11 protein-coding genes are annotated in these 19,025 nt (G+C 49.4%); 6 read left to right on the top strand and 5 right to left on the bottom strand.

Annotated features, from left to right (window positions below; genetic code table 11):
* The first annotated feature begins 10 nt into the window (after positions 1–10).
* From AC5RDV_RS06935 to xyl3A, 3 genes are all read left to right on the top strand, one after another.
* Positions 11–1,405: a glycoside hydrolase family 30 protein gene (locus AC5RDV_RS06935; protein WP_282748113.1), complete on the top strand. Its 1,395-nt coding sequence runs from the start codon at positions 11–13 to the stop codon at positions 1,403–1,405.
* A gap of 10 nt (positions 1,406–1,415) precedes the next feature.
* Positions 1,416–3,974, top strand: coding sequence for a glycoside hydrolase family 3 C-terminal domain-containing protein (locus AC5RDV_RS06930; RefSeq protein WP_282748112.1), 2,559 nt, complete (start codon positions 1,416–1,418; stop codon positions 3,972–3,974).
* Between the two features lie 61 nt (positions 3,975–4,035).
* Entirely contained in the window at positions 4,036–6,630 is a 2,595-nt protein-coding gene (xyl3A, locus tag AC5RDV_RS06925) for a xylan 1,4-beta-xylosidase (RefSeq protein ID WP_494222145.1), read from the top strand.
* 66 nt (positions 6,631–6,696) lie between these two features.
* Here xyl3A and AC5RDV_RS06920 read toward each other — a convergent pair whose 3' ends face one another.
* Both AC5RDV_RS06920 and AC5RDV_RS06915 read right to left on the bottom strand, forming a co-directional pair.
* Complete coding sequence (locus tag AC5RDV_RS06920; protein ID WP_157183521.1) at positions 6,697–7,809, bottom strand: DUF4934 domain-containing protein; 1,113 nt, start codon at positions 7,807–7,809, stop codon at positions 6,697–6,699.
* A gap of 32 nt (positions 7,810–7,841) precedes the next feature.
* Entirely contained in the window at positions 7,842–8,243 is a 402-nt protein-coding gene (locus AC5RDV_RS06915) for a hypothetical protein (protein WP_008625554.1), read from the bottom strand.
* 767 nt (positions 8,244–9,010) lie between these two features.
* Here AC5RDV_RS06915 and AC5RDV_RS06910 point away from each other — a divergent pair.
* Together AC5RDV_RS06910 and AC5RDV_RS06905 are read left to right on the top strand one after the other, a co-directional pair.
* Positions 9,011–9,247, top strand: coding sequence for a DUF4160 domain-containing protein (locus tag AC5RDV_RS06910; RefSeq protein ID WP_270757268.1), 237 nt, complete (start codon positions 9,011–9,013; stop codon positions 9,245–9,247).
* Positions 9,248–9,259: 12 nt separating this feature from the next.
* Complete coding sequence (locus tag AC5RDV_RS06905; protein ID WP_282748131.1) at positions 9,260–9,517, top strand: DUF2442 domain-containing protein; 258 nt, start codon at positions 9,260–9,262, stop codon at positions 9,515–9,517.
* A gap of 66 nt (positions 9,518–9,583) precedes the next feature.
* On the opposite strand, the gene AC5RDV_RS06900 is transcribed toward AC5RDV_RS06905, so the two are convergent.
* The 3 genes from AC5RDV_RS06900 to AC5RDV_RS06890 all read right to left on the bottom strand — a co-directional run bounded on the left by AC5RDV_RS06900 (position 9,584) and on the right by AC5RDV_RS06890 (position 15,296).
* Complete coding sequence (locus AC5RDV_RS06900) at positions 9,584–11,833, bottom strand: S9 family peptidase (protein ID WP_282748132.1); 2,250 nt, start codon at positions 11,831–11,833, stop codon at positions 9,584–9,586.
* A gap of 62 nt (positions 11,834–11,895) precedes the next feature.
* On the bottom strand, positions 11,896–13,395 hold the full coding sequence (locus tag AC5RDV_RS06895; protein WP_282748130.1) for a TolB family protein: 1,500 nt from the start codon (positions 13,393–13,395) through the stop codon (positions 11,896–11,898).
* 2 nt (positions 13,396–13,397) lie between these two features.
* On the bottom strand, positions 13,398–15,296 hold the full coding sequence (locus AC5RDV_RS06890) for a DUF6057 family protein (RefSeq protein WP_130893343.1): 1,899 nt from the start codon (positions 15,294–15,296) through the stop codon (positions 13,398–13,400).
* Positions 15,297–15,486: 190 nt separating this feature from the next.
* Between AC5RDV_RS06890 and AC5RDV_RS06885 the strand changes: the two genes are divergently transcribed.
* Positions 15,487–18,606, top strand: coding sequence for a glycoside hydrolase family 2 TIM barrel-domain containing protein (locus AC5RDV_RS06885; RefSeq protein WP_282748129.1), 3,120 nt, complete (start codon positions 15,487–15,489; stop codon positions 18,604–18,606).
* Positions 18,607–19,025 lie beyond the last annotated feature (419 nt).

Raw genomic sequence — 19,025 nt, 5'->3', positions numbered from 1 at the left:
AAATAGTGAAATGAAAAAGAATTATCGATTAGGGATTTGTCTGTGGGCAAGTTACGGGCTTTTGGCTTGCACACAAGAGGTAAAGGTGTATACCACGTCTGAAACGGAATTTTGGAAACAAGCGGTGGTGGAAGTGCAATCGGCGGATGGGGCGGTGCCGGACATTGTGGTTTCCGATGAACGGGAACAATCGTTCGACGGATTCGGCGGGTCTTTCGGAGAGATTGGATGGGATGCCCTTGCGTTGTTGCCGGATGGAAAACGGGAGGAGGTCATGCAGGCTTTGTTTGCTCCGGAAGGGATACATTTTGCATACGGGCGTATTCCTATGGGGGCTAACGATTTTGCCCGTGATTATTATACATGCAATGATACGGCCGGAGACTTTGAAATGCGGCATTTCACCATAGAGCGTGACAAGCAGGCGATGATTCCATACGTGAAGGCCGCGTTAAAGCAGAATCCGGAGCTTAGGTTATGGACTTCGCCTTGGACGCCGCCGGTGTGGATGAAAGCCACCCGGCATTATGCTACGGCACCGGGAGACCATAATGATTTCACGAAAGAGAACGAGGTGGAAGGCGACCATCTCATTCAGCAGCCGGAGTATCTGAAGGCATACGCGCTTTATCAATCCAAGTTTGTGGAAGCCTATCGGAAGGAGGGAGTAAACATTTCTTTGTTACAGTTCCAAAACGAACCTTACACCAAGAACCAATGGCCGAATTGCAGTTGGACACCCGCTTCAATGGCCAACTTTATCGGCCGGTATCTCGGTCCGCTCTTTGCACAAGAACATCCGGAAGTGGAACTGTATTTCGGTACGTTCAACTGCAACCGTATGGCTGATTTAGATCGCGTGATGCAGGATACGGCAGCGGCACGTTATGTACGTGGCATCGGTTTGCAGTGGGAAGGCAAGGACATTGTGGGCGAGATACATGACAAATATCCTGAAATGCAGTTGATGCAGACGGAAAACGAGTGTGGAAGCGGTACTTTCGATTGGGCGGCTGCCGAACATACCTTTGATTTGATTAAAACTTATCTTGACGGAGGCGTGAATACGTATATGTATTTTAATATGGTGCTTCAGGATGAGGGAGCCAGTTCGTGGGGATGGAAACAGAACGCATTGGTGCGTGTCCTTTCTTCTACAAAGGAGGCTGTCTATACACCGGAGTTCTATTTGCTGAAACATTTGAGCCATTTCTTGAAACCGGGTGCCCATAAGCTCAAAGTGGAAAAGGGGAATGACGTGCTGGCCTTCCGGAATCCGGATGGGGAAACCCTTGTGTTTTGCATGAACAGGGAAGCTACCGAGCGCGATGTACGGTTGGCCTGTGGCGATAAGATGATGATTTTGAAATTACAACCTAAAACCTTTAACACAATAATCTATTAAACTGTCAAGTATGAATGTATTGAAAGTATTCGGCTGTTCCATGGCCTTGTGTGCCCTACCTTTGTCAGGGCAAACAGACGGAGGAACTGAGTTGTTCAGAGATATGAAAGCGCCTCAACACGAGCGTATCATGGATCTGTTGTCCCGTTTGACCGTGGAAGAAAAGATTTCCTTGTTGGTCAATGATGCCCCGGCTATCGGGCGTTTGGGGATAGATAAGTACAATCATGGCAATGAAGCTTTGCATGGAGTCGTGCGGCCTGGGGATTTCACGGTGTTTCCGCAGGCCATAGGTATGGCTGCCATGTGGAATCCGGAGTTATTGTATCGCATATCTTCTGCCATTTCGGACGAGGCGCGCGGACGATGGAAAGAATTGGAATACGGGAAAAAGCAGATAGCCGGAGCAAGTGATTTGCTGACTTTCTGGTCGCCCACGGTCAATATGGCCCGTGACCCCCGTTGGGGGCGTACGCCGGAGACGTACGGAGAAGATCCCTACTTGAGCGGGGTGCTCGGAGTGGCTTTCGTGAAAGGTTTGCAAGGCAATCATCCCCGGTATCTGAAGACGGTTTCCACCCCGAAGCATTTTGCGGTGAACAATGAAGAGCACAACCGTTCGAGTTGCAATGCCAAGGTGTCGGAGCGTGATTTGAGAGAGTATTACTTGCCTTCTTTTGAACGTTGTATTACGGAGGGAAAGGCGCAATCTATCATGATGGCCTACAATGCCGTGAACGATGTACCTTGTACGGTGAATACCTATTTGATAAAGAATGTGTTGCGTGGAGATTGGGGATTTAATGGTTATATTGTTTCGGATTGTAGTGCACCTGAATGGATGATTACCAAGCACCATTATGTGAAGACCCGTGAGGCGGCCGCAACATTGGCCGTTAAAGCCGGGTTGGATCTGGAATGCGGTAATCAGGTGTATGGAGAAGGGCTGTTGAAGGCTTACCGGCAATATATGGTGAGCGAAGCGGACATAGATTCCGCTGCTTACCGGATTCTCCGGGGACGTATGATGTTGGGATTGTTTGACGACCCGTCACAGAACCCATATAACCAGATAGAACCGTCCGTGGTAGGCTGCAAGGCCCATCAGGATTTGGCTTTGGAGGCAGCACGTCAAAGTATGGTGTTGCTGAAAAACAAAGATAACTTTTTACCGTTGAATCCCAAAAAGGTAAAATCCATAGCTGTTGTAGGCATCAGTGCGGGGCATTGCGAGTTCGGGGATTACAGCGGTACGCCGAAGAATGAGCCGGTGACGATTCTCGACGGAATCAAGCAGTATGCGGAAGAATACGGTTTCAAGGTCGCTTATGCTCCTTGGGTTTCCGCCAGCGAAGATTTTGAACCGGTGACGAAAACCTATTTCCCCGAGGGCTTGAAAGTGGAATATTACCGGAACAATAGCTTGTCCGGTGAGGCTTCTGTCCGGATGGAAGAAGAGTTGCTTTATGACCCGGTGCACAAGCCCGACCGTTTCCAACCTGAAGCACCTATGTCTATCCGGTGGACGGGACAGTTGAAACCTATCGTGTCAGGAGTGTACACGTTGGGGATGAAGTCGGACGACGGTTGCCGGGTGTATGTAGACGGCAAGAAGGTGATAGACGCTTGGACCGAGCATAGCGTGCAGATGGATGAAGCCATGATAAAGTTGGAGGCCGGAAAAACATACGATTTGCGCGTGGAGTACTTTGACAATGGCGGGGACTGTTTTGCCGGATTGTATTGGAAAGCTCCTTCGGCCGGTTCGCAAAAAAACGTATTGGCTCGTTATGGCGATGCCGGTAAGGTAGCGGCAGAGTGCGATGTGACGGTGGCTGTGTTGGGCATCAATAAGTCCATAGAACGAGAGGGACAGGACCGTTTCACTTTGGAACTGCCGATAGACCAACAGGAGTTTATCAAGGAACTTTATAAGGTCAATCCGAACACGGTGGTGGTATTGGTGGCCGGAAGTTCCCTGGCCGTAAACTGGATGGACGAGAATGTCCCGGCCATTCTCAACGCATGGTACCCCGGTGAGCAGGGCGGAAATGCTGTGGCAGAGGTTTTATTCGGTGATTATAACCCGGGCGGCCGTTTGCCTCTCACCTATTATAATTCTTTGGATGAGATTCCGGCTTTTGACAATTATTCCGTGAAGGGACGTACCTACCAGTATTTTGAAGGCCAACCTTTGTATGAGTTCGGTTACGGTTTGAGTTATACCAAGTTCCGTTACAAGAGCAAGGGAGTGAGTGTGGCGCGAGACACGGTGAAAGTCAGCTTTGAAGTTTCCAATACCGGGAAGTATGATGGCGATGAGGTGGCACAAGTATATGTGAAGTATCCGGAAACCGGCACATACATGCCGCTTAAGCAGTTGCATGGTTTTAAGCGGGTACATATAAAGAAAGGCAAAACGTCCAAAGTGACGGTCGGTGTACCGAAGAAGGATTTGCGTTATTGGGATGAGCAGGAGCGCAAGTTTGTCACTCCTAAGGGAGAATATACCTTTATGGTGGGAGCTTCTTCCGAAGATATCAAATTCCGGGAAACAGTAGGACTTTGAGCAGAGAGAGGATATAGAGTACACAATGTATTTGATGTGTTGAATAGTAAACGATATAAGCATGAGAAAATTTGTTTTTGCTTTCTGTGTGGGAGTCATGGCGGCTACGTCCTCTCCGGCGCAGGACGAACCTTACAAAAATCCTGATTTGTCGCCGCAGGAACGTGCGGACGATTTGTTGAAGCGGTTGACGTTGAAAGAGAAAATCTCGTTGATGCAAAACCAGTCTCCCGGCGTGGAGCGTTTGGGCATCAAGCCTTATAATTGGTGGAGCGAGGCGTTGCACGGGGTGGCCCGTAACGGTTTGGCTACGGTTTATCCCATTACGATGGGGATGGCTTCCGTGTTCGACGACAAGCTGATAGAAGATATTTATGTGACGGTGAGTGATGAGGGGCGTGCCAAATTCCATGATGCCCGTCGCCATGGCCGTTACGGACGGGGCAACGAAGGATTGACGTTTTGGAATCCCAACGTGAACATTTTCCGCGACCCGCGTTGGGGACGAGGACAGGAAACTTGGGGGGAGGACCCCTACTTGACCACCCGTATGGGCGTGGCGGTAGTCCAGGGCATGCAAGGGCCGGCTGATGCCAAGTATGACAAGACACACGCTTGTGCCAAGCATTATGCTGTGCACAGCGGTCCCGAGGCCAAGCGCCATTCTTTCGATGTGGAAAATCTGGAGCCACGTGACTTATGGGAAACGTATCTTCCGGCTTTCAAGGCGTTGGTGCAAGAGGCGGACGTGAAAGAAGTCATGTGTGCCTATCAGCGTTTTGAGGGAGAACCTTGTTGTGGAAGCAATAGGTTGCTCACACAGATATTGCGGGATGAGTGGGGGTATAAGCATTTGGTGGTAAGCGACTGTGGTGCCATCAGCGATTTTTTCTATCAGGGGCGCCATGAAACCCATCCTGATGCAGCTACCTCCAGTGCTTCAGCCGTTATCAACGGGACGGATTTGGAATGTGGCGTGGAATATGCCCATTTGGACGAGGCGGTAGAAAGAGGGTTGATTACGGAACATCGCATCGACACCAGCCTTCGCCGCCTGTTGGAAGCCCGTTTTGCTTTGGGCGAGATGGACGACGATGCGCTTGTACCTTGGAGCCGTATCAGCATCGATACAGTGGATTGTGATATGCACCGCCAAATGGCGTTGGACGTTACGCGCAAGTCCATGGTGCTGTTGCATAACAACGGTATCCTGCCGTTAGACAAGGGCGACGTCGGAAAGATTGCCGTGATGGGGCCGAATGCCGTGGATTCCGTCATGCAATGGGGAAATTACAAGGGAGTGCCGGCACATACCTATACCATTCTGGAGGGTATCCGTATGGAGGTTGGCAATGTGCCGTACGAGAAAGGTTGCGAGCTGTTGGACAACCATGTGTTTGATTCCTATTATAATAAGGTATCCCATGACGGTCGGCCCGGCATGAAAGCAAAGTATTGGAATAATATGGAGATGCGGGGGGAGGTTGCGGCCACCCAAGAGTTGCCGTCTCCTATCAGTTTGAGCAATGGGGGCCATACGGTGTTTACGTCTGGAGTGGGATTGGAAAACTTCACGGCGGTATATGAGGGTACTTTCCGTCCGGAAGTTTCGGACAAGTATACGTTGGCCATAGAAGGAGATGACGGCTACCGCGTGTATGTGAACGGTGAGAAAGTTATTGATTATTGGGGGGAACACTCCAGTGCAAAACGGGAATATACATTAGAGGCTGTTGCCGGAAAGGATTATGAAATTAAAATTGAATACATGCAGGCCGGTGCCGAGGCATTGCTGAAGTTTGACATCGGAGTGCACCGGCAGATTCCTCCAACCGAAGTGGTCGAACGTGTAAAGGATGCTGAAACGATTATCTTTGTTGGTGGTATATCTCCCAATTTGGAAGGGGAAGACAAGTATTTTGTATATTGCCCGGGTTTTGCCGGAGGCGACCGCACTTCGATCGAGCTGCCCCAGGTGCAGCGCGACATCCTGAAGGCGTTGAAGGCGGCAGGCAAGAAAGTGGTGTTCGTCAACTGTTCGGGTTCAGCCGTGGCCTTGGTACCAGAATTGGAATCGTGTGATGCTATCTTGCAGGCCTGGTATCCGGGTCAGGCCGGAGGTTTGGCCGTGGCCGACGTGCTGTTCGGTGATTTCAATCCCAGTGGCAAGTTGCCCGTGACGTTCTACAAGAACACGGAGCAGCTTCCCGACTTTGAAGATTACAGCATGAAGGGTCGCACTTACCGTTACATGACGGAGAAACCTCTCTTCCCCTTCGGCTATGGTTTGAGTTATACCACGTTCGCCATCTCCAAAGGCCGTTTGAGCAAGTCTTCCGTGGAAGCGGGCGAGGGCGTGAAGTTCACGGCTCAGGTGAAGAACACGGGCAAGCGTGACGGTGCCGAGGTGGTTCAGGTTTACGTCCGTAAGGTGGGCGACACGGGTGGTCCGTTGAAGAGTCTTCGCGGTTTCCGCCGTGTGGAACTGAAGGCGGGCGAGAGCCGTAGGGTTTCCATCGAACTGTCCCCCGAAGCTTTCGAGTTCTTCGACACGTCCACGAACACGATGCGCGTGGTTCCCGGCGAGTACGAAATCATGTATGGCAACAGTTCGGACACGCCGGAGGGGAATAAGTTGAAGATAACTCTTTTGTAATAAATTGTATAAGGTAAATTACGGGTTAAAGATACATCAATGTACCTTTATCCCGTAATTTTAGTGCTATTTAAAACTCCACAATATGATTAGAGGGTTTCCGTCAGGAGTTGTTTGTTGGATTATATTTAAAAGTGCAGGATCGATACTTTCGTGGTTCTGTTCCGCGTGTTTCGAGTATTTGAGTAAGATTTCCGGTTCTATTTCATATGCCATGCCGTTCTCCAGTCCTTGCGATGGTGTGATATAAGAATTGGAAAAAGGCAACATGTCATTATATATCTCTCCATAAGCATGGCATTTTTTATTTTTTTGATTCAATATGAATTGGGTAGACCTATTCGTGTTGAACAACATGAGTGAATCGGAACCGCTCATGTTGACCATGCTCCAATGCGTATCGGAGTACAGCCTGTCGAAAGTTTCCGGAGACATGTCCTTTTCAATGGGACGGTTCGGCAGTCCTTGCCCTCCAAAATCGATAATGTAACTTTCGGTTACTTTCCCGTCTTTGAGCTTGCAGATCTTATTATCAAAAGGGATGCTTGCATATATGCAGCCTTGATTTGAAACCATGGATTTCCCCATAGCCTTTCTCCCCCTGACGGATATTGGGGTTGACAATACGATATTGGGGGAAGAAGCCAAACTGTCTTTGGCGATAGAGATGATTTCATATCCGGAATCGTCCATGCTGTTGTGGCGCAAGCCGTAAATGTAATTGCCGTCCATGGCCATTTCATTCAAATAATATTCCATCGGGAATATTTTCTCTAACTTCAGGTTGAAGTCGAACACCATTATTTGGTATGGAGCGTCGCAATGCACGTAAAGTTTATGGCCTTTCTCGTCTATGGCGGCATCAACGATGCGAATATATTCATTATGGCCTTTTCCCACCATTCGGGCTGTTGAAGCAAGGAACTCGCCATTTCCGTCGAAAGCCAGAATCTTATTTGATATTTGGTCTACTACGAAGATGCGGTTCTCGGCAAAAAGCAAACGGTCTATATATTTGATAATGGCATCGTTGTTAGGAGCTTTTAACAACACGATTCTATAATCCTTCAAGAAAGAAGAGGTCTTCAAAATGCCATCTTGGTATTCTACGGTTATCTCGTCCCCCACCGTATTTACTTTTGTGCTTTGGCACGACAGAGACAATCCTAAGCATGCCATACACATGATTTTCTTATAATATTCCATAAACTTCAATCCAAAAGACTATTGTGTTTTTGGTTACCTTCACATGCCTTATACTCGCTGCTTACGGGCTCTGTTTCATAGATATAATTTTGGCCGCCTAAATTTCCGTTTCCTATAGCATAGCATCTGTACAATTTGAAAGTCTGTACAAAATCCAATCCATATCCCCAATGAGTACGGACAACTTTTTCTCCTACGCTTGTACCCACTTCATCGTACAACTGTGGACCTTGGCATTGAGACAAGCCTCCACCACCTTCGTCATCGGTTGCCAACGCCTCCGCATTCGCCAACAACAAATCACTTTCACTCACTTCATGGTACGTATCATACGTGCGATACCCCGTGTAGGCCGACAAGCCTAACACCACAGCGCCTAATACGGGCGCGAGGAACTTCTTCTTCATAACATTTGTTTTTTTTAATTATACCCTTTGCAGGTTTCGCCGTCGTGCTCTCTGTTTGTCCGACCACCCGCGTGAGATTCGGAGGCAAAATAATCACAAAATTTCGGAATGGCAATGTTAACGACCGTATTTTTTCGTTACCGATTTTAGTAACGCCGTTAACGAGATATTAACGCCTCATTTCCAGGCGTTTGGTAATTTTGGTAGTACCGTATTTTCTCCACTTAACGCCACGTTAATGGTAAATCCAATCTTACAACAGGCGGATGGGCTAAAATAAGGCTGCGACATCTTTACAAATAACCAACACCAGAAGTTTGCAAAAACAGGTTTCATCTTTCAGGCATCCTTCAGGGGCAGGCATCCCCAACGGTATCCACCTACCACTTACGGTGAATGCCACGTGAACTCTACACACCATGAAAGTTCACCTTAACAGACTGTTAACCAATAAGTATGAAGGATGCGAATGGATTTTCCAATATATATTCCTGTATGGAGGGAGGGGCTTGGAAAGACAAGCAAAGGAAACAAAAACAATTACCGCAAGGTGGAAAACCAATCAAAGCACAATGATTTTCCGGTTTGCGGCAAAAACGAGAGGCAGGATAGAAACGCAAAGGGTACTTCGGTAACCTCCGTTTATCCATGTCCTTTCAATACCATTTTTGTTTTTGACCGTTAAATATATACAATCTTGAAAGGTATGGTAAAGAAGTATTTGTTATTTTGATTACTCCTTTCTATATTTGTGAAAATTTGAAATTATGCCAACGTTATTTGTCATATTTGGATTTCGTTTTCTGTTTTATTCAGATGACCATGAACCTATTCATGTGCATGTCATTAAAGATGGACATGAAGCGAAGTATAATATAGAACCTTTAGAACAAATTTGTAATCACGGATTTAAAAAGCATGAGATAGCCTTGATAGAATCTGTAATCATAGAGAATACGGAAATTATTAAAGAGCGTTGGCAATCTTTTTTTAAACAAAGGTGAAAGGAGGTTTTCATGAATTTGGAAGTAAAAAGAGTATGGACGGATGATAATTGTGTTTATGCTGAATCGACAGAAGGAAAGGTCGCGTCGTACGCATTTGCTGATTGGCCGCGTTTGGCAAATGCCACGAAGGCTCAACGGGAAGATTTTTATCTTTCGCCGTGTGGTATTCATTGGCCACAAATAGATGAGGATTTAAGTTTTAGTGGGATGTTTGACCAAACTTCCGAACCTGTTTCGTACAAGTTGGAAACTTTGTTGGATGCGTAATCCTATGGCTTTCATACGCATACAGCCCGCCGGATTCCGGCGGGCTGTATGCGTATGAAAGTTTTTTCATTTTTGTTTTAGTTCATCCCATTTCGGCGGTTCCACGCCCATGAGTTCTTTTACGAAGAAATCAAAACGCTTGTGTTCCCCGTAGCTTTCGCCCATGCTGTGCCTTACGCCCGGCAGGACCACCAACTCGAAATCCTTGTCGGCTTTGATGAGGGCATCGACCACTTGCATGGTGGAAGCCGGATCCACGTTGTCGTCCATTTCTCCTACCACGAGCATCAGCGGGCGCGTCAGCCGGTGGGCGTTTTCCACGTTGGAGCAAGCGATGTAGCTGCTGTCCACCGGATAGCCCATCCACTGTTCGTTCCACCAGATTTTGTCCATCCGGTTGTCGTGGCAACCGCAACTGGAGTAGGATGCCTTGTAGAATTCCGGGTGGAAAAGTACGGCGGCCAAGGCTTCCTGTCCTCCGGCAGAGCAACCGTATATCCCCACACGGGTACTGTCCATATAGGGGTACTTTTCCGCTGCCGCCTTGATCCACTGGATACGGTCGGGGAAACCGGCATCTTTCAGGTTCTTGTAGCACACTTCTTCAAACCTCTTTCCGCGATAGGACGTCCCCATGGCGTCGAGCTGCACGACGATGAATCCCAGTTCGGCCAATGCCGTCGTGTATCCGTTGTAAGAAAGGAAGCTTTTGGGCGTGTAGGCATCTCCGGGGCCGGAATAGATGTATTCGATGACCGGATATTTCTTTTGCGGGTCGAAATTGGTCGGACGTTGGATGATGCCCCACATCGGTGTCATGCCGTCCCGTCCGGGAGCGGTGAAGATTTCGGGGGCAGTCCATCCGGCCGATTTGATTTTGCTTAAATCCGCTTGTGCCAATGTCCGTCCCTCTGTCTTTTCGCCTTGTGCCGTGCGCAGCACGGTGACGGGTGCCTGTTCCGCAGTGGAGTATTTGTCAATCCACAGGGTGTAATCTTCGTTGAATACCGCCGAATGGTTGCCCTCTTCGGGAGTGAGGCAAGTCATTTGCTTGCCGTCCATGTTTATTTTATAATAATGTACATGGTAAGGGTCTTCTTTGGGATTTACGCCACTGGCCGTGAAATAAATCACTTGGTTGTCTTCGTCCACTTTGAGCACGCGGCGCACCACCCAGTCGCCTTTTGTGATTTGCCGGATCACCTTGCCTTTCTCCATGTCAATCATGTAGAGGTGGTTCCAGTTGTCGCGTTCGCTCATCCATATCATTTCCTTTCCGCCTTTCAGAATGTGGCGGAACATGCGGCTGTAATTGACAAAAGTGGGGCTGCTCTCTTCCACGAGTGTGCGCACCTTGCCGGTTTCCGCATTGAGTTCCAATACACGGTATATTTTATGTCCGCGTTCGTTGTATTCAAAAGTTACGGCTTTTCCGTCCTCTTTCCATTCCGGGCCGTACAAGTCGTACTGTCGGTCGAAGAGTTCGGTAGACGGAATGACGGCCTGTCCTGTTTCCACGTTGAATATGCAAGGCACCTTGAAGCGCAGTTCGTCGCCCGGCTTGGCGTATTCCTGTTGGTGAAGGATGGGTTGGAGCTGGCTTTTGGGCGAGCTTTCCACGTAATATACATACCGTTTCTGAGCCGGACGTATCTTGTTGGCACATACGTATCTGCCGTCCGGGCTCCATTTGAGCCAACTGGAATAGTAATTGCCGGCTGTCCCGTCGTTGCTCAACGCCCGTTCGTGGCGGCCGTCCCGGTCGCTGACGTATACATTGTCATTCTTGATATAGGCTTGCCGTTTCCCGTCGGGCGAGACTACTGGTGCTGCCCCTTTCTCATCGTCCACTTCCATCCAGTGACGCGGTTTTCGCCACGGATCCTTGGGCGGAAGGGCTTCTTTGCTGCCTAACCGTAGTCCGGCCGTGCAAGCTTCTTCGACTTCCCATTTGTAACCGTCGAATTCAAAGGATACGGACGTGGGTTGGTTCTCGTCCACATTCAAGCGTGACAGTCTTAGCGTGTTCCGTGGGATGTCCTTTCCGGTCTCGCGGGAAAGCAGTTCCGCCAAGGCTTTCATGTGAATAGCTTTTACGTCAGCCGTTTTCACGTCTCCCGTGACTTTGCCTACGTAATAGTCTGTCCCTTCCGGCGTATAGACAGAGTAGTGGAATGCAGTCTTTCCGTCCCACCGTATGTCTGCCGGGTCGTTATATACCTGTGTGGCATTGAACTTCCCGTAGAGGGAATATGCCCTCCGGTAGTCTTCCAGTGTGCCTTGTGCCTGTCCGTTTGCCGCTATGAAGCATAGCATCGGGAGCAGCAGGCTTTTGATTGTTTTGTTTCTCATTACTTTTTAATAGGTTTTTATCGTGTCTAATTCCTTTGCCGTGCAGGCCGCGCTTCGGTGCCCCTGATGAGCGAAGCGAATTCTTGCGGGGTAACCTCGACCGGCCCGTCCATGAATTCCGGGATGTTGTAACTCCGCATGAAACGCCGGTGCATGTCGGGCACTTCCTGCGGCAACTCGAAAGGTTTGCGCCCCTTGCCGTCCTTGTCTATGTAGGCAATGAAAGGCCGTGTGTAGTTCCCGTCGTAACGCCGGCTGCTGAAGACCACCCACCGTCCGTTACTGCTCCACGAGTGGTAGCTTTCCACGTCGTCGGAGTTGATCTCCTCCATTGGACGTACTTGGCGTATACGTAAGTCCATCAGGTAGAGGTCTGCGTCTTTGTGCCAGATGTGGAACACGCCGAACGCCCCGAGCGTGAACATCAGGTAGCGTCCATCGGGCGATATGCGCGGCAACGTGGCGCTCTTTCCGCGTGCGGCCGCGTCGAATACCAATTCGGGCGGACCTATCCGGCGGTTGGCGGGGTCGAAGCTTCTCCGGAAGAGATTGTATTTGATTTCCTTATAGCGCAAGATGGTTTCATTGTCCAAGTTCTCTGCCGTGTCCTTGCGTATGAAGCGGGCTGAAGCATAATAAAGGTATTTACCGTCCGGGCTCCACCACGGGAACACTTCCAGTTCATCGGCATCGCCCGGGATGCGCGTCACTTCGTTTTTCTCCACGTCGTAAAGTATCAGGTCGCTACGCATGTCTTGCACTTCTACTTTCTGCAGGTCGCGTGTGTGGAACGTTTGCCCGGTCTGGTTGACCGAATAGGCGATGAGTTTTTCTGTCGGGTGCCAGGCGGGATATACCCCGCCCGAGATGAGCGAATCCGTTTTCAGGTTGGCTTTGACCAATGTACCGTCGTATGCGATGACTGTTCCGGCACGGTCTTCCCTCACGTGGAACTGCATACGCCGGGGATTGTAGTTCTGGTAAGAATGGCAGTTGATACATTGTGCATGTTCCACGTCGGTGTTCATCATGTTGCCGTAAATGACGCTTTCATCGAAATTGGTCAAATCACGTTGGTTGAGGGTCAAGTCCCGGTAAGTGACATACGAAGGACTGATGAGGCGGTAGGAGAGGTAGGGGTCTATCGTCTCTTCGGCCACATGGATTTGAAACGGTTGGTGGCGTGTCCATTGGCCATCGTGTTCCACGAAAACTTCTATGCCGATAGTCTTTCCTTGGGTTGCTTCCAACATGTCGCGCCAAAGGGAAATCCCTGGGGTGACCTCACGCTTGTCCGTGACCCATTTTTTTCCGTTGTAGCTGATGCGCGTGATATAGGCATCCGCTTCTTCGTCCACTATAAAATGCAAGGGGGCGATGTTGGAAGGGATGGTCACTTCCGTATAGTCCGGATAGATGTCCGGCAGTTCGCGGTTGTCGGTGTAAGTTTCGGGCACACGGGGTGTGCAGCCGTACAAAACGGCGGCCATCACTGCGCAGCCGAGATATTTGAAGATAGCATTCATGGTTAGTAGGTTTGTAATCCGTTGACTAAAAAATAGAAATAATAGAAAGTGTTGCCGAACTGAGGCCGGAAGGCTTCCGCCATTTGTGCTTCCGTCATACCGGCGCATTGTTGGGTGAATTCCATAAACCGTTGGTAACTGTCTTTCACTTCCTGGTCGAAAGGCATGTGGCTGATATCTACCTTCTTTTCCAGGTGGCCATACAGGTAGGCGGCTTCCTGATAATGGCGCGGCATGGGTGCTCCGTTATGCAGGGTGGCATATTGGAAGAAACGGGGCCAGAACAGGTCGATGTCTTTCATTTGCAAGGCCGCTATCAAGGTCTGTTCCTGGTAGAGTGGGTCGTTGCTTTCGCCGTAAGCAAAGGTCTTCAGCAGGAACATTTCGATGACGTTCAGGTCCGAGTTAAGCTTGTCTTCCTTAGGCAACAGGCGGATAATCGGTGCAAACTCTTTGCTCTTCCGTATCTGTTCCGGGTGGTCAAGATAAGCCTCGTATTTTTCAGCCCAACCTTTATGGAAAAGGGTACGTTTAAGCATGTCGATGTATTTGCGTGCCACTTTGTAATCGCCGCCCGCGATAGAAGTTTTGGCCATGTATTTCAGGTATTCCGTCCGCCACCCGTAGGTCACCCCGTCTTCCATACACCAACGGTAGCAATAGTTTTCCTGCCCGTAGTGATAGTACAAAGCTTTACCGCCTACGTGGGCCAACCGTACGAGGAACGGGGCATTGGGACGTGCGCCCCCTTCGCGGTATTGGAACATTTCGTCACCCGCCCGTCCGAGGCGGAACAAAGCCAGGTTCTTGTTCATGACCATCAGGCGGGTAGGCTCTGCCGTTCCGCCCAGGAAGATGGCCGGCACCTGTTCCCAGTCTTCTTCCTCTATGGCACGTGCCATCAGCAGTTCCTTACGGAAGTTCTCATCCACATACCACGCCTTTTTCAATCCCCATGCGGTAGCTGTCCATACGAGCAAGTGAACCAAGAGGATGAGGGGGTATTTCTTTATGGCCGGTACGTAATCATAGATGACGGCACCCGCTAGTGGCAGGAGGAACAATATATAATAAGGTATGCGATAGTCTGTGAATACTTTTCCACCCGCATCGAAACTTGGCAAGGCGGCCGTGTAGATTTCGCTGATGGCCGTTTGGCTATAAAAATGCCATGCCGCAAGGGGCACTCCGGCGAGCAGCAACAGTCCCCATGCCGTAGGGATGACACGGTGCTTATATAATGTGCCCGGCATACGCCAACAGAGCGCCAACATGTAGGCCGTGCCGGCCAATGCGTATGCCCCGAATAAAGGATAACCGGCGAGGAGCCATACGGTCAGCCACGCATAACCCCAATATGGACGCCGGTGAGCTGTACGGCTGAAAACCCATACGGCTGACAGGGCCGCCAATATGCCAAGGGAGGCCGTGAAGAAATAACCTTGTAATTTGATGTAGTAAATGAAATAACCCATCTCCACGATACCGGCCAACAGGGCTGCCGGAACCAAAGCGGGAAGAAAGCTCCACGAGGGGGACAGCCGGAAGGCCGAGCGCATGACGAAGCAAATGCAGATCCAAACGGCTGCGAGAAAGGCTGTCCCCACAGCCGGATAATAAAAGAACTGGGTGAGGAAACAGGATGCCCATTGCAATGTGCCGCCCGGATATGCCGCGAGTGTATGATAGAAAGTACTGTCCGGCAAGAAGAGGTTGAGTTCTTGTATCCGGAAAAGGGTTTCTTTCTCGTAAGTGTACAGACAAAGGCCGAGAATGACAGGAAAGATGATGCCATAGAGCCACGGCATCCCTTTCTCCACGCAACACCGGAACCGTGTGTCCGTCTTGGCGGATGGTGCGTAAGCCTCTGGATTGAACGGTTGTGAAAAATCAGTATTCATGATATTTTAGTTGTTTTTTCCACTAATGATTAGGTTTTACCCTCCAAAGTTAATAAATCTTGATGCGAACACGTAATATTTTAGCAAAAACTTTGTATTTTAGTATGAAAATAGAACAAAAGAAGTATCTTTGTAGGCAGTTTCTAAATGATTAACTAACCGCGTCTGTGACGCAATAAAAAAATGTACCATGTTTAGACAATTGATGTTTTCTTGTGCTTGTCTGGCCGCTCTCTCGGCTAGTGCGCAAAAAGACAAACCTTGGTGGTTGGATCCCGAGGTGAACGAAGTAAACACCATGGCTCCGCGTGCGGTGTTTTTCGCGTACGAGACAGAGAATCTGGCAAAGGCTGACCAAAAAGCCCGGTCGGAACGTTACCTGTCGTTGGAAGGCAAGTGGAAATTCAATTTTTCCAATGACCACGACAAAGCCCCTCGCGACTTCTATTCCCTGAAGTACGATGATTCGCAGTGGACGGACTTTCCCGTACCCGGCATTTTGGAGTTGAATGGTTACGGAGATGCCATTTACAGCAACAATGGTTATCCATGGAGAACACAATTCAGACCCGAACCGCCTTTTGTGGAAGAGCGTAACAATTATACGGGTTCATACCGTAAGATGGTGACCGTGCCTGCCGATTGGAAAGGTGAGCGGATTTACCTGCACGTGGGTTCGGCTACGTCCAACCTGATGGTATGGGTGAATGGCAAGTTCGTGGGATACAGTGAAGACAGCAAAGTGTCGGCGGAATTCGACCTGACGAAGTACCTCACGCCGGGCAAGGAGAACCTGATTGCCATGCAGGTGATGCGTTGGTGCGACGGTTCATATCTTGAAGACCAGGACTTCTGGCGTTTTACGGGAATTGCCCGTGAAGTGTATCTCTATGCTCGTCCGGAGGCTCACATTGCCGACTTATTCATTACGCCTGATTTGGTGAACAATTATCAGGACGGGACGCTGGAGGTGAAACTGAATGCCGTCAGGGCCAAGGGTGAGACCGTGATATTCTCTCTGAAAGACAAGGAGGGAAAAGAAGTGGCTGCACAGACGGCTAAAGTCGGAGGAAACGGTGAAGTAAAAGTAAACTTCGATATCAAAAATCCTTTGAAGTGGACTGCCGAGACGCCGAACCTCTATACTTTATATACTACCTTGATGGACGGCAAGCAGGTGGCCGAGGTTGTGCCGCAGCGCGTAGGTTTCCGCAAAGTGGAAATCAAGAACGCCCAGGTGTTGGTGAACGGGCAGCCAGTGTTGTTCAAAGGAGTCAACCGTCACGAACTCGATCCGGTGACGGGCTATGTGGTGTCGATGGACCGCATGTTGGAAGATATCCGTTTGATGAAGGAACTGAACATCAATGCCGTGCGTACCTGTCATTATCCCGACGATCCCCGTTGGTATGAACTTTGCGACATCTACGGTATCTATATGGTGGCCGAAGCCAATATCGAAAGCCACGGAATGGGCTATGGCGACAAGACTTTGGCCAAGGAGCCGACTTATGAGAAGGCACATTTGGAGCGTAACGAAAGCAATATCAAGATTTACAAGAACCATCCTTCCATCATATTCTGGAGCTTGGGTAACGAGGCTGGTTATGGTCCCAACTTCGAGAAGGCCTATGATTTGGTGAAGGCTTACGACCCAAGCCGTCCGTGCCAGTACGAACAGGCCGGACAGAACGGCAAGACAGATATTTTCTGTCCGATGTATTACGATTACGGTGGCTGTGAATGGTATTCGAAAGGCGATAATCCCCGTCCGCTCATACAGTGCGAATACGCTCATGCCATGGGTAACTCCATGGGGGGATTCAAGGAATATTGGGACATGATACGCAAATACCCGAAGTATCAGGGTGGTTTCATCTGGGACTTCGTGGACCAAGGCTTGCGTGTGAAGAACAAGCAGGGTAAGACGATATACGCTTACGGGGGCGACTTCGGACGTTATCCCACCAGTGACCATAATTTCAATAACAACGGTATTGTCAATCCTGACCGTAAACCGAATCCACATGCCAATGAGGTACGCTATTACTACCAAAGCATTTGGGCTACGGCCAAAGATTTGAAAGCCGGTGAGGTAGAGGTTTACAATGAGAATTTCTTCACGTCGCTCGATGATGTGGAATTGCATTGGACGTTGGAGGCGGAAGGAAAGGTATTGGCCAACGGGCGGAATACGCTTGATGTGCCGGCACAGCAGAAACGTGTGGTAAAACTGGATGGCTACAGCCTGCCTGCGGACGTGAAAGGCGAAGTGGTGTTGAACCTTGACTTCGTGCTGAAGAAAGCAGAACCGATGCTTGATGCCGGTTATGCCGTGGCACGCGAACAGTTCGTGGTGAACCCGTATGAGTTCCAGACGATGGAAACTGTGTTGGCTGCTACTCCCGGGAAACATGATGCCGGAAAGGTGGAAAAAGAAGAAAAGTCGGCATGGGTTACTTTGACGGCAGGCCGCACTTCCGTTACTTTCAATCATTGGAACGGTTGGATTGATTACCTTGACGTGGACGGGAAGCCCATGTTGGAAGAAGGCTATGCCATTACGCCCGATTTCTGGCGTGCGCCGACCGATAACGACTATGGGGCAGGTGCACAACGTAAGTTGCATGCTTGGAAGAACCCTGAAATGAAGATGAAGTCGTTCAAGGTGGTGGAAGACGAAAGCAAAGCCGAAAAGGGTGTAGAAGTGGTATATGAAATGCCGTCGGTAGAGGCTACGTTGACGATGACTTATACGTTGACTCCGGTTGGTGAATTGATGGTCAACGAGGCCATGACGGTAAACAAGGATGCCAAGCACAAGCCGGAGCTGATGCGTTACGGTATGCAGTTGGTTATGCCGAAAGCCTATAATATGCTGACCTATTACGGAAAGGGACCGGGTGAGAATTACATCGACCGTAACCACGGAGACCGTTTAGGTGTGTACGATGCGAAGGTGGCCGACCAGTATTGGGGCTATGTGCGTCCGCAGGAAAGCGGAAACAAGACCGAGGTGCGCTATTGGCAGGTGAAGGATGAGAACGGCAAGGGATTGGAGTTCTATTCTTTCGCTCCGATGGAATGCAGCACGTTGAACTATCTGGCTTCGGATTTGGATGACGGTTGGGATAAGAATGCCCACCAGAGCCATTCCGGCGACTTGACACCCCGTGATTTCAGTGTGGTCAAGTTGGCTGCGCGTCAACGTGGATTGGCTTGTGTGAACAGTTGGGGGGCTATTCCGCTCGAACAGTACCGCATGCCTTATCAGGATTACAACTTTACTTACGTAATCCGTCCGTTATAATGATATGAATTCTTTCATATTATTATGTTGAAATTAAATTAATTATGGAGGGGTGTCTTCGTGAGAAGGTGCCCCTTTTTTATGGCACTTTAGACATGGAAATGTGTCCTGTGGGTTTCAGCATGTAAGGATGTAGGAAAGCTCCCTTTCGTTTGGCTGAAAGCCGAAAATCGTTTGGCGCAGAATGGAAAATCATTCGGCTGAGATTGATTTTTCGTTTGGCGCAGAACGGAATGCTAATTTCTTTATGCCCATAAACCATTATTTCATAGCTGATTGTATTTCCTTTTAAAAGGTGTTGTCGTTTCGTGGAATGTCAATATAAATCGGAAAAACAATTCGCCCCCGAATGGCCGGATATGCCGTTCGGGGGCGAACTGTTGATATTATAGTAATGCCGTTGAATGCCTTGCGGAAAT

This window comes from Paraprevotella sp. (genome assembly GCF_986071375.1).
The sequence above is the reverse complement of the archived record's forward strand: the minus strand, read 5'-3'. Positions and strand labels throughout refer to the sequence as shown.